At 69.1% G+C, this 12,514-nt stretch carries 8 protein-coding genes; 6 read left to right on the forward strand and 2 right to left on the reverse strand.

Annotation, left to right across the window (positions count from 1 at the left end):
- Positions 1-21 precede the first annotated feature (21 nt).
- Positions 22-1,314 carry a peptidase C39 family protein gene (locus tag EV649_RS12135; protein ID WP_130383300.1) on the forward strand — a complete coding sequence of 431 codons (1,293 nt, stop codon included), beginning with the start codon at positions 22-24 and terminating at the stop codon, positions 1,312-1,314.
- Between the two features lie 87 nt (positions 1,315-1,401).
- On the opposite strand, the gene EV649_RS12140 is transcribed toward EV649_RS12135, so the two are convergent.
- The gene (locus EV649_RS12140; protein ID WP_130383301.1) at positions 1,402-3,096 is read right to left on the reverse strand and encodes a DUF2207 domain-containing protein; all 1,695 of its coding nucleotides are present in this window, start codon (positions 3,094-3,096) and stop codon (positions 1,402-1,404) included.
- A gap of 60 nt (positions 3,097-3,156) precedes the next feature.
- Between EV649_RS12140 and EV649_RS12145 the strand changes: the two genes are divergently transcribed.
- From EV649_RS12145 to EV649_RS41375, 3 genes are all read left to right on the forward strand, one after another.
- Entirely contained in the window at positions 3,157-4,269 is a 1,113-nt protein-coding gene (locus tag EV649_RS12145) for a neutral zinc metallopeptidase (RefSeq protein ID WP_130383302.1), read from the forward strand.
- 254 nt (positions 4,270-4,523) lie between these two features.
- A complete protein-coding gene (locus EV649_RS12150; RefSeq protein WP_130383303.1) occupies positions 4,524-5,606 on the forward strand; it encodes a neutral zinc metallopeptidase in 1,083 nt (360 codons plus the stop codon).
- A 1,027-nt stretch (positions 5,607-6,633) separates the two neighbouring features.
- Complete coding sequence (locus EV649_RS41375; protein WP_130383304.1) at positions 6,634-7,782, forward strand: neutral zinc metallopeptidase; 1,149 nt, start codon at positions 6,634-6,636, stop codon at positions 7,780-7,782.
- Between the two features lie 28 nt (positions 7,783-7,810).
- Here the strand turns inward: EV649_RS41375 and EV649_RS12160 are convergent, their stop codons facing one another.
- A complete protein-coding gene (locus tag EV649_RS12160) occupies positions 7,811-9,514 on the reverse strand; it encodes a DUF2207 domain-containing protein (protein WP_130383305.1) in 1,704 nt (567 codons plus the stop codon).
- Between the two features lie 76 nt (positions 9,515-9,590).
- On the opposite strand from EV649_RS12160, the gene EV649_RS12165 reads away from it, so the two are divergent.
- Positions 9,591-10,766: a neutral zinc metallopeptidase gene (locus EV649_RS12165; RefSeq protein ID WP_241998003.1), complete on the forward strand. Its 1,176-nt coding sequence runs from the start codon at positions 9,591-9,593 to the stop codon at positions 10,764-10,766.
- Positions 10,763-12,514, forward strand: a complete 1,752-nt coding sequence (locus tag EV649_RS12170; protein ID WP_130383307.1) for a serine/threonine-protein kinase — start codon at positions 10,763-10,765, stop codon at positions 12,512-12,514. Before EV649_RS12165 ends, EV649_RS12170 begins: the two co-directional genes overlap by 4 nt.

Genomic DNA, 12,514 nt, shown 5'->3' on the forward strand with positions numbered 1-12,514 from the left:
CGCCCGGTCTACCGTCTGAGTATGACTTCCGCCCGTTCTGTCACCGCGCTGATTCTCGGTGTGGTTGTGCTCAGCGCCGGCAGCTTGCCGAGCGAAGCCGTGAAGGTCGCACCGGCACGGCAGATCGCCTATCGCACGTGGACATCGAACACCGACTTCCTGGCCGGACAGCAGTTCGGCACCACGGTCACCGACGGCGCCCTCACGTTCGGTACGGCGACCGGCTCCACGTCGTACGTCGACCCGTTCGGCGACGGCACCGCCAAGTCCTATGACCAGACCAGTTGGGTCTCGCCGCATGTCAGCACCGGCTTCGGGCTGACCGAGCTGGTCGCCTCCTGGAACGCGACCACCCCACCGGGCACCTGGGTCGAGGTGTCGATGGCAGGTACGACGAACCTCGGCACCGCCACCAAGTGGTACGTGCTCGGCCGGTGGTCCGGAGGCGACGACACCGCGGCCGGCGACATCCACCGGACCTCGGTGCCCAGCCAGGGCGACACCAACGGATCCGTTGCCGTCGACACCTTCCAGTCCGCCACAGGTCAGTGGCTCGACCGCTGGCAGCTCAAGGTCACCCTGTACCGCCTGAGCGGTACGACGCAGTCGCCCGTGGTCCGGTCCGTCGGAGCGATGGCCTCCCGGCTGCCGTCCGACAAGAAGGTTGCCGTCAGCCCCCTCGGCGGCGCGGAGGGCATCGTCCTCAACGTACCGACGTACTCGCAGGAGACGCATATCGGGCAGTACCCGCAGTGGGACGGCGGCGGCGAGGCGTGGTGCTCGGCGACGTCGACCGCGATGGTGCTCGACTACTGGGGCGCCGGACCGACCGCGGCAGAGACCGCGTGGGTGGATCCGTCCTACTCCGATCCGCAGGTGGACCACTCGGCACGGTCCGTCTTCGACTACGCGTACGACGGCGCGGGCAACTGGCCGTTCAACACGGCGTATGCCGGGACACGCGGGCTGGATGCCTTCGTCACGCGGTTGCGGTCGCTGACCGAGGCCGAACAGTTCATCAAGGCCGGCATCCCACTGGTCGCGTCGCTGTCGTTCAAGAAGAGCGAACTACCCGGTGCGGGCTACGGGACCAACGGGCACCTGATGGTGATCGTCGGGTTCGACCAGAACGGCAACGTGGTCGTCAACGACCCTGCGTCCCACCTGATCGCGAGTAACGACCAGGTGCGCACGACGTACGACCGGGAGGCGTTCGAGAACGCGTGGGTGCCGCACTCCGGTGGGCTCGTCTACGTGATCCACCCCGAAGGCACGCCGTTGCCCACGCCGTCGGACCCGCAGCACAACTGGTAACAGACGACAGGGCCCGCCACGCCGGGGCGGCGTGGCGGGCCCCGTTCTGTAAGACCTCAGCTCTGTAAACCTCAGCTCTGTAAGACCTCAGCGGGCGAAGAGTGCGCCCGTCAGGTTGGTGGTGAGGTTGCGGAGCGAGTCCGGCAGGTATTGCAGGTGCCAGCCGCTCGGGCCGCGGTACCAGGTGAAGCCGTCGTCCGCTTCGTCCGGCGTGGAGTCGGTCGCGACCAGTGCGTCGATCCAGCGCTCCGAGCCGCCCAGTACGACGGCGTACGGCAGAGCGCGGGAGCAGAGCTCGGCGTGCTGATCGGTCGGCAGCTCGCTGACGTCCATCTCCAGCAGCTCACCGCGGATCGCCGCGACCTGGCCGAGCACGCGGCCGGCGGCCGGGGCCTTGGCCGGCATGTAACGGCCGACCACGAGCAGACCGACACCGACCAGCGTGATCGCGAGGCCGAGGAGGCCCCAGGTCGACAGCAGCGCCAGCAGGACGGTCGCGATGACACCGACCACGGTGGTCACGATGCCGATCGTTGCCCACAGCGACCGAGTGCGGTCCGGGCGCTCGGTGAACCAGCCGCGCTTGACGACACCGTCGTACAGGGCGTCCTGGACCTGGGCGAGGTTCGCCCGGACCTGCTTGCCGAGCTCGGAGACGAGCACCGAGTCGGCGTCGCCGAAGATCGCGCGGACCAGGACGTTCTCGTACCGCTGCAGTTCCTCCGCCGGTGCGTTGGAGACCCGGCGCAGTTCCCAGTCCGGCCGCGCGAACTCGGTGCTGTGCTCGAGCTCGACGATCTGGAGGTGACCGCGGACGGCCAGGTCGATGATCGTCGCGGTCACGTCGACCGGGTCGATCCGCTCGTCGATCAGCGTGCCGACCTCACCGGGCCGCAGGTCGGACGGCGGCGTGAAGTCGATCCGCGTGTCGGCGCCGAGGCTGAACAGCGAGGCCGGTACGACGCGCCGCGGGTCGACCTGGTCCCGGCCGCGGAGCCGGTACAGCACGAACAGCGCGATCGCGCCGAGCAGCAGCACTGCCAGCGCGGTGATCAGCTGAGCCGCGTCGGTGGAGAAGGCGCGCTTGAAGGTGTGCCGGTACTCAATGATCGAGTTGTCCGCGATCTGGCCCTTCGGGAAACCGACCGCCATCATGACCGTGTTGCCCGGGGGCAGCGCGGTCTGCTGGAAGGTTGGGCCGGAGGTCTCGCCGATCTGTGCGAGCGTGCACGGGATGTTGCTGTCGATCGGGCCGGCGAAGCAGGCGACGTGCGAGACCTCGGGGACGCTGAAGACGATGTTCGCGGTCTGGATCGGGAGGTTGATCCCGGTCAGCGGCGCGAACCGCACCTCGGTGCCGTCCAGGGTCTTCGCGACCGCGCCCTTCACGGTGTACGTGACGTTGAGCTCCGTCGTAGCGCCACTGATGTCCGGTACGGCGATCGACGTGACATCGCCCTCGGTCTTCAGCTCGGCCTTCTTGTCCTGGCCGCCGGCCTTGACCTGCAGGTCGCCGATCTCCTGGACGTGGTCGATGTCGTCCGGCAGGTGGTCCCGCGTGACGACGAACCGGGTGAAGGTCCCGGTCACGTTGCTGAGCTTCCAGGTCTCGGCGACCCGGAGCAGGCCGTCACGTTCGACACGGACCTGACTGTCGTAGTTGGTCACCACCGGGTCGGCGGCGGCGCTGGTTGCGTCCGCGCCGGCCGCTCCGGCTGGGACAGTGGACAGGCCGAGCAGGCCGAGGGCACACAGGGATAGCCCGAGGAGACGTAGACGCATCGCCCAATCACACCGTAAAGAGAGGGTCAGGTTGACAGGGGGCACGATAGCGTCTGGGGAGTGTCAGGCAACCAATGGGGACCGGGACCCGGACAATTCGGCCCGCCTCCGCAGTACTCCGTGCCGCCGCAGTACTACGCTCCTCCGCCGCAGTCCGGCCCGCAGTACGGGTGGGGTCCGTTGCCGCCTCAGCAGCCGCGGAAGAGGTCCGGCGGTACGGCGCTGCTGGTCGTCGCAGTGCTGGCGGTGGTCGCGGCCGGCGGCGTGTTCCTTGCCGTGAAGCTCACACAGGGCGGCGGCGACGGACCTGCCACGGCCGCACCGGTCGCCACGGAGTCAACGACCCCTGGGCCGACCATGGCTCCCAGTAGCGCCCCTCCTCCTCCGACCACTGCTGCTCCGCGGCCGACGCGGACGACCACGACCACCACGAAGGTCACTCCGCCGAAGCCGGTGCAGACCGTGAGCCCGGCGACGTACAACGCGACCCACCGGCTGTACAAGACCGGCGTGATGCGGACCGTGAACTGCAAGCAGGCCAGGACCGGCCTCGGCAACGGCTCGCAGGCGCTGGCGTACTTCAAGACGATCAAGGCCTGCCTGGACCGGGCCTGGCCGAAGCAGGTCGCCGCGTCCGGCGGCCGGTTCCGGTCACCCGGTCTGGTCGTCTGGGGCGGTTCGGTGACCACACCTTGCGGTGGCGGCGTCGGGCGCTCGTTCTACTGCCCGACGACGCACACCATTTATATGGAGTCGCCGTCGATCATCTCGTTCTACAAGCAGAACCCGACGTTCGGCCGGATGGTCGGCACGTTCACCATGGCCCACGAGTACGCGCACTCGGTGCAGTGGATGACCGGACTCGGTGTGGCCTACACGGAGCTCCGGTACGACGCTTCTGCGGCCGGGGCGTTGCAGCTGAGTCGCCGGCTCGAGCTGCAGGCCTCCTGTCTGGGCAACGTGTTCCTAGGTGCCAACCGCAACAGCTACGGCATCACCGGGTACGCGTACCAGATGTGGCTGTACGACGTGAACAACAGCGGCGACCGTCCGCCGTACCCGCGGGACCACGGCAGCACCACCAACCACGGAGCCTGGAGCCGCGCGGCCTTCCAGAGCCGTAATCCGGCCAGCTGCAACACCTGGTCGGCGTCGCCTGCCCGGGTAAGTTGAGCCCTGGCTCCGGTAGCGTCCCGGGTGTGTCAGGCAACCAATGGGGTCCTCCTCCCGGGCAGCAGTACCCGCCGCAGCAGCCACCTCCGCCCTGGCAGCAGGGGCCGGGGTACGGCGGCCAACCACCTCCTGGTCGCCCGCCTGGCCCGCCGCAGGGCCCACCCACCGGACCGCCTTCCGGACCGCCGTTTCAGGGGCCTCCGTTCCCGGGGCCTGGGCAGCCTTTCCACGGGCACTCGTTCCAGGGCCAGCCGATGCCGGGGCCTGGGCAGCCGCAGTTCGGATGGGGCGCTCCACCTGGTGGACCGAAGCCGCCGAAGAAGCGGCGCGGCGGTCTGATCGCCGCGTTGGTGCTGCTCGGTGTGCTCGTGGTCGGCGTCACCGCGCTGAAGATCGTCTCGGCGGCGCTGAAGGGTGACGGGGACCCGACGTACGCGCGGCCGACGACCACCACGTCGTACAGCCCGACGAACCAGCCGACCAAGGAACCGTCCGGCCAGCCGACGAACAACGTGCCGACGGCCAAGCCGACCGCCCGGCCGACCACGCAGGCGCCGCGGCCGACAGCGACCCGGTCGACCGCAACCGCCAAGCCGACGACCAAACCAGGTCCGACCGACAGCGACCTGGTGCTGCGGAACCGGCTCTACAAGGCCGGTGGGATGGCGTCGGTGAGCTGCAAGGAGTCCAAGGCGCGGCAGAGCACGGTGGCCGGCGCGCGGGCCAACTACAAGAACCTGTGGGGCTGCCTGAACAGGGCGTGGGCGCCGCTGGTGACCAAGGCCGGTGGGCGGTTCCGGGCACCGACCGTGAAGATCTTCAGCGGCACGATCACGACGCCGTGCGGGACCCACAGCGATTCCGGGCCGCCGTTCTTCTGCGGGACCACCGACACCATCTACATGAACCTCACCGAGGACATCGGCAACTACAACCGCTACCCGCAGGCCTACCAGAAGGTGTGGGCGCGGATGTGGATGCTGCACCAGTTCGCGCACGAGTACGGGCACCACATCCAGAACAACATGGGAATCCTGCAGGCGTACTCGCGGATCCGGTACGAGCGGCCGAACTACGCGATGGAGCTGCAGGACAGCCGGCGGCTGGAGCTGCAGGCGTCCTGCTTCTCGGACATCTTCATCGGCGCGAACCGGCGTACCTATCCGATCACCGGGCAGTCGCTGTTCCAGTGGCGCTGGCTGATCGGGCATGTGACCGACAACGCGAACGACCACGGCGACGCGAACAACCACCAGTACTGGGCCACCCGCGGGTACAACTCCCGCAACCCGGGCGTCTGCAACACGTTCGCCGCGTCTGCCGCCAAGGTGCAGTGAGGGCCGTCACTGGTCTACTTCGAAACGACTGGCCGGGGTAGCTAGCCTGGTGGGTCCGTATCGCGCAAAGTATGTCGCGGAGGATATGTAGGGGGAGGCGGCTTCGGCGCCCCACCAACGAGCTGCAGAGCAATACCCAGCAAGGTCGTGAGGAGCATCGATGTCGGACAACAGGAACCAGCCCCCGGGGAGCGACCCGGCTGACGATCAGCCGGACCGCCCGCAGGAGCCCGTTCCCGGCCAGCCGCCCGCAGGCCAAGGACCCGGTAGTGGTGGATGGTTCGGATCCCGGGACAACGAGGCCGGCCCTCGTGGCGGGGGTCCTGGGGAGCAGAGCCCTGGGGAGGGTCAGCCGGCCACGTGGTGGACCGGCGCCTCCGACGCCAAGCGGGAGTTCAGCAACCCGGCCCAGTCCGAACAGCCCGCCAGCAGCTGGTTCGACGGCGGCTGGGACCCGAACCGCCGGGAACACCCCGACCAGCCTGCCCCCGGCCAGCCCCAGCCCGGCCGCCCGCAGCAGGGCCCAAACCGGCCCGGTCCCTCACAGCCGGGTCCGAACCAGCCCGGCCCTGGTCGACCAGGCCCGAACCAGCCAGGTCCGTCGCAATCCGGCCCGGCCCAGCCGCGTCCGAACCAGCCCGGCCCGAACCAACCCGGTCCGAACCAGCCTGGTCCGGCACAGCGCGGCCCCGGCCAGTCACGTCCGAACCAGCCCGGCCCGAACCAGCCTGGTTCCTGGCAGTCCGCCCCACCGGCACCCCAGCCCGGCGCCACCACGCCCAGCCCGTGGCAGTCGGGGCCCCAGCAGCCCGGTCCGCAGCAACCTGGCCCTCAGTCGGGGGCGAGCCCGGCCGGGCCTTCCCAGCCCAACCGGTCCCAGCCGAACGCTCCTCAGTCGGGTGAGTCGTGGGGGACTCAGTCGTGGCCGCTGTCGGCGACCGGGCAGTCCGAGTCGAGTGCCTGGCAGTCGTCGCCTTCGCAGCAGCAGCCCCGCCAGCAGACCGGTCCGAGCTCGGAAGGCTCGTACTTGTGGGGCCCGCAAGGCGGACAGGACCAGCAGCAGGGTCAGCAGCAGGCCTCCCCGTGGAGCAACGCGCTCCCGCCGCAGCAACAGCAGACCGGCGCCCGGCATGCCGCACCCCAGGGCGGCCACGGCGGGCAGATCGGCCCGATGGGTCAGCCTGTCCAGCAAGCACCCACCTGGCAGTACCCGCCGATCCCGATCCCGCAGCCACCCGGCGGCCGCCGCCGGCGCAAGAAGAAGATCTCCCGCACTCTCCTGATCGGTCTGGTGGTGCTGGCCGTCCTCGTGGTCGGCTCCGGCGTCACGTTGCTGATCCGCGGCCTGAGCGGCGGCGAGCCCGAGGCGAAGACGACTCCGACGACCGCAACCTCGGAGTCCTCGTCCCCGTCGGAGAGCCCGTCCACCTCACCGTCGCCGTCCACGCCGCGTGGCCCGACGGCCGACGAGGTCGTGAAGGGCAGTCGGCTCTACACGATCGGCACGCTCGCCGCGTCGAAGTGCGCGGAGCCGCCGTTCGCACCGGTCACCGTCCCGGCGGCGCAGCAGTACTACAACCGCCTGCTCCCCTGCCTGAACCGCACCTGGTGGCTCGCGATGAAGAAGGCGAACCTGCCGTTCCGCAACCCGAAGGCCGTCGTGTACGTCGGCAAGGTCCCCTCGCCCTGCGGCATGCAGCGCAGCGCGCGGGCGGCGTACTGCGGTGCGAACGAGACGATCTACCTGCCGTTCACCGTCGACAACCGCTACTACAAGTCCAACCCGGTCTACACCCGCGCGATCATGCTGAACACGTTCGCGCACGAGTACGGCCACCACATCCAGAAGCTGAGCGGGATCCTCGCCTCGTCGATGTCCCGGCAGAAGAGCATGACGCCGAACCAGAAGCTGACCGAGAGCCGCCGGCGCGAGCTGCAGGCGACCTGTCTCGGCGCGGTCTACCTCGGCGCGAACGCGACGTACCTCCCGATGAACGGCGTACTGCTGAACAACTGGAAGTTCCTGATCTCGCACTCGGGTGACGACTACGCCCGGCCGCGGGTCCACGACCACGGCAACCGGATCAGCAACTACCAGTGGTCGATCACCGGCTACAACAACAAGAAGCCCGACTCCTGCAACACCTTCACCGCAGCCGACGTCCGAGTGAACTAGACCGCGGTGAAGGCGACGACCACCGCCCTCAGCCGAAGAGGCGGCGGGCGGTGGTTAGGGTGCCGCCGAACGAGGTGACGAAGTTGCTGAGGGATTCGCCGATGTCGGACAGGTGCCAGTTCTCCGGACCGGAGTACCAGCCGATGCCGGCGTCGGGGTCGTCGTCGTCATCGGTGGCGGCGATCTCCAGCGCCCACTTCTCGGTCAGACCGAGCACAGCGGCGTACGGCAGGCAGCGGGATGCGAACTCGAGCCGGTGGCTCTGCGGCAGGTCGGACGAGGTCTCGTTGGCCAGGTAGTGCTGCAGACCGGCAACGCGGCCCAGTACGGCGGCACCGCGCGCAGTGCGGGCCGGTGCGGCCTGCCCGACGAGTGCGAGCACCAGCCCGGCCGCCATCACAGCGAAACCGACCAGCGCGAACTTGCTGACGATCGCGAGCACGATGGTCAGTACGACGCCCGCACCGAGCAGCACCACGCCGGCGGTGGTCCACCGGTTCCGGACCGCGTCCGGGCGGTTGTTGAACCAGCCCTGCGTCACGACGTCGGCGTACAACTGCTCGCGGACCAGGTTGAGCCGCGGCCGCAGCGACGGACCGAGCGCGGAGACGAGTACCGAGTCGCCGTCAGCGAACACCGCGTCCAGCAGGGCCTTCTCGTAGGCCAGCAGCTCCGGACCGCCCGCGTGCAGCCGCTGCAGCTCCCAGTCCAGCTTGCCGAAGTGCGACTCGCGAGGCTGCTCGACGATCGTCAGGTAGTTGCGCACGGCAAGATCCAGCAGGGTCGCGGTGATGTCGACGACGTCGGCCGTCTCGTCCACCACGGTGCCGACCTGGCCGGGCCGGATGCCGTCCGGAGCAGCGAACTGCGGGCCGTCGGCACCATCCAGTACCGGACGCTCCGGCGCGCCCGCACCGACCTTCGCGGCGTCCCGGCCGCGGAAGAACCACAGGCCGACCGCACCGAGCAGTCCGAGCCCGAACACGATCACTGCCAGCCCGACGGTGGTCTTGTCGACCGTGAACGCCCTCCCGAGCGTCCAGCGGGTGGAGTACTGCGCGTTCGCCTGCACGGTCGCCTGGTCGCTCAGCCCGGTCAGGAACGTCACCCGGCCGCCGGCGGGTACGCCGTTCTGCTCGATCTCCAGCGCAGCCGACTCGCCCAGCTGGGACGACGTACACGGAAGGCTCGAGCCGGTGCGGCCGGCGAAGCAGGTCACCCAGGTCGCGAACGGGACGCCGATGCTCAGGGTCGCCTTCGGGATCGACGTGGCGAAGCCCTGCACGATCGGCCAGCTCACCTGGCGGCCCTCGGTCGAGTCGGCGACCACGTTGTCCACGGTGTAGCTGTAGACGATCTTCGACTGCCCGGACACGTTCAGCGTCAGCTTGCGGCCGTCGTCGGTGCTGTCGTTCTGGAAGCCCTGGGCGGGCTGTCCGTTCACCGTCGCGGACACGTCTTTCAGCTCGTACGTGCGGTCCCGCTCGGCGTCCGACCGGACCCGGGTGGCCAGCGTGCGGCTGAACGTCGTACCGCCGGCGGTCACGTCGACCGTCTCCTTGACCTGCAGCTCACCGTCCTTGGTCAGCGTCGCGTCCGCGGAGTACGCGGTGATCTGGTCCCCTGCCATCGGGGCCACCGCCTCGGCAGCCATAGTGCTCAGGGCAACGAACAGCGGGGCGGTCAGGGACATCAGCAGGGCAGCCGGGAGGAGGCGGCGCTTCGGTGACATGGGTCGAGAGTAGTCTCGTGCCGGTTCGTGCAGCGAACTCGACCGACTCGTGACCCGACCACATGGAGGCCAGACCTTGAGCAGCCCGTACGGGTACGGCGGCCCACCGCAGGGTGCACCGCAGGGCCGGCCACTCGGCCCGCCGCCTGGTGTGCTGCCACCACCGCAGGCCGCGCCGTGGCCGCCGCAGCAGGGTCAGTATCCACAGGGTCCGACGCAAGGTACGCCGTACCCGGGCCAGCAGTACCCCGGTCAGCAGTACCAAGGCCAGCAGTACCAGGGCCAGCAGTTCCCAGGTCAGTTCCAGCCGTACTACGGCAGTCCGGGCCAGTTCAACGGGTTCCAGCCGCCGCGGAAGCGTGGCGGAGCGCTGCGCCTGGTCCTGGTGAGCTTCATCTTCCTCACCTTCATCGGCGTATCGGTGGCCGTGCTGGCCGCCCTGCTGGGCTCCGACAGCACCACGGACACGGCCGAGCCCAAGGTGACCGGTCCGTCGATCGTGCCGACGCCGACGACCACCCCCGAGAAGGGCACCGCCGAGGACTTCCTGCTGAACGCCGACGTCTACCGCACCGGTGCGCTGCCGCAGCAGAACTGCCCGGCGGCCAATCTCGGCAGCGGCAGCCTGGCGTCGCAGAAGGTGTACTACCAGCGGCTCTTCAAGTGCCTGAACGACGCGTGGCGCCCGATCTTCAAGGAGCTCGGCGAGGAGAAGCCGGACCCGGGCCTGGTCGTGTTCGACAAGCCGGTGACGACCGCGTGCGGCAACTTCCAGCCGCTGTCCGGACGGGTACTGGCGTTCTACTGCTACGGCAACCAGGTGATGTACGTCGACGTGAAGCAGATGAACCGTGCCTTCGGCCCGCAGCAGGACCTGGCGTACCTGATGACGATCGCGCACGAGTACGGCCACCACGTCCAAGGCGTCACGGGGCTGTTCTACGCCCGTGCCGTCTATCTGCAGGACCATCCGGAGCAGAAGCTGGAGAGCTCACGCCGCAACGAGTTGCAGGCCTCCTGCTTCGCCGGTGTGTTCAGCAAGGCCGTCGCGAAGACGTACCCGCTGACCGACCGGCTGCAGGAGTTCAAGGAGCAGTCCAGCAACAGCTTCGGTGAGTCGGCCGACACGCCGGAGGACGAGCGGACGCACGGTCTGGCGACCAGCCAGGGCTTCTGGATCCAGAACGGCTTCAACATCGGTGAGAACAAGGCCTGTGACACCTTCGCGGTATCGGCGGACCTGGTGAAGTGACGGCCCGGCTGATCGGGGGCCGCTACCTGTTGGGGGAACCGCTCGGCTCGGGCGGTATGGGCTCGGTCTGGCGTGCCCACGACCAGCAACTGGACCGGGTGGTCGCGCTGAAACGCGCGCATCCCGGTGTGGACGACCTGGACGGACGCCGGCTGCGTCGCGAGGCGCGGACCGGTGCCCGGCTGCACGACCCGCATGTGGTGACGATCTTCGACGTGGTGACGGACGGGGACGAGCACTGGCTGGTCCTGGAGTACCTGCCGTCGCGGAGCCTGGACGAGCTGGGCAAGCTGCCACCCGACCAGGTCGCGCGGATCGGCGTACAGATCGCGTCCGCGCTGCAGGCCGTGCACGCTGCGGGCATCATCCACCGGGACCTCAAGCCGGCCAACATCCTGGTCACTGCGGACGGTACTGCGAAGCTCGCGGACTTCGGCATCTCGCGGCGACTGTGGGCCGAGGCGACCCTGACGGACAGCTCGACGGTCGGTACGCCGGCTCACCTCGCACCGGAAGTGGCCAACGGCAACGAACCGACGACCGCCTCCGACGTGTTCTCCTTGGGCGCGGTGCTCTACACCGCGCTGGAAGGTCACTCGCCGTTCGGCGACGACCCGAACCCGCTGGCTGTACTGCGTCGCGCCGCACGCGGTGAACTAGAGCCGTTGCGACGCGGTGGCGAGCTGACGCCGCTGATCACACGGATGCTCGCTGTAGAACCAGGTGGCCGCCCGTCGGTCGCCGAGGTCGTGAACGAGCTCGGCGGTACCGCGGCCGCGCCCGTAAGCAGGCGACGGAGGCGATGGGCGATCCCCGCGGCGGCTGGTGGCGTTGCCGTGGTCGCCGTAGTGGCTGTGCTGATCGGACGGGCGGTGTCGGGACCGTCCGAGCCGTCGGCCGCGCCCACGACGGCTGTCGCCGGTCCGGTGGGTGATCCGTTGACGGTGGATCCGTGTGCGCTGATCGACGAGGCGTCGTTGAGCAAGTTCGGGGAGGCGACGCTGGAAACGGCGTACGGGAACTTCGACCGGTGTGACGTGGTGGTGAACGGCGTCAGCGATCAGCAGGTCGACGTACGGGCGGAATTCGATCAGGCGGACAACGAACTGCCTCAGGGTGCGGTGGAGAAGTTCACCGGCAACGTGAGGGAGGTCGTGCGCGCGCGGGCCGAGGACGGCGACTGTGCGCGCGTACTCGTGCTGTCGGACGGTACGCACGTAGTGGTCGAGGCCCGGCACACCGACGGGTCCGGGATGGACGTGTGCGCGATGGCGGAAGCCGTGACGCAGAAGGCCATCGGCGTACTGAAGGCCGGGCCGATCCCCCGTCGTACACAGCCGCTGCCGGCCGCGTCACTGGCGCATCTCGACGCCTGCACGTTGCTCGATAACCACGCGCTGGAGCTGATCCCGGCTGTGGACGCGACGAATCCGGACACGTCGTTCGGCGGCTGGTCGTGCGGTTGGGAGAGTACGACCAGCGATCTGTCCGTGGACGTGCGGTTCGACCGGGACCAGCCGCTGGACGCGTCGGACGGGCGTCCGGTGACGATGTCCGGCCGGTCCGCGTTCATGTCGAGCGAGGACGACGGTCCGGGGACCTGTGCGGCGCTGATCGTGTTCCGGAAGTACGCCGATACGGTCGAACTGGTGAGGGTGATCGCGAGAGGTCCCGGTACGCAGACCTCACTGTGCGGACTGGCCACGAAGCTCGGTCAGGCAGTCGCTACGAAGCTGCCGAGGGCCTGA

The sequence above is a fragment of the Kribbella sp. VKM Ac-2569 genome (assembly GCF_004216905.1).
Classification (GTDB): Bacteria; Actinomycetota; Actinomycetes; order Propionibacteriales; family Kribbellaceae; genus Kribbella.

Bases quoted from the DNA above. Each gene is read 5' to 3' on its own strand.
- EV649_RS12135 (WP_130383300.1), top strand. From the start codon at position 22: ATGACTTCCGCCCGTTCTGTCACCGCGCTGATTCTCGGTGTGGTTGTG.
- EV649_RS12140 (WP_130383301.1), bottom strand. From the start codon at position 3,096: ATGCGTCTACGTCTCCTCGGGCTATCCCTGTGTGCCCTCGGCCTGCTC.
- EV649_RS12150 (WP_130383303.1), top strand. From the start codon at position 4,524: ATGCCGGGGCCTGGGCAGCCGCAGTTCGGATGGGGCGCTCCACCTGGT.
- EV649_RS12160 (WP_130383305.1), bottom strand. From the start codon at position 9,514: ATGTCACCGAAGCGCCGCCTCCTCCCGGCTGCCCTGCTGATGTCCCTG.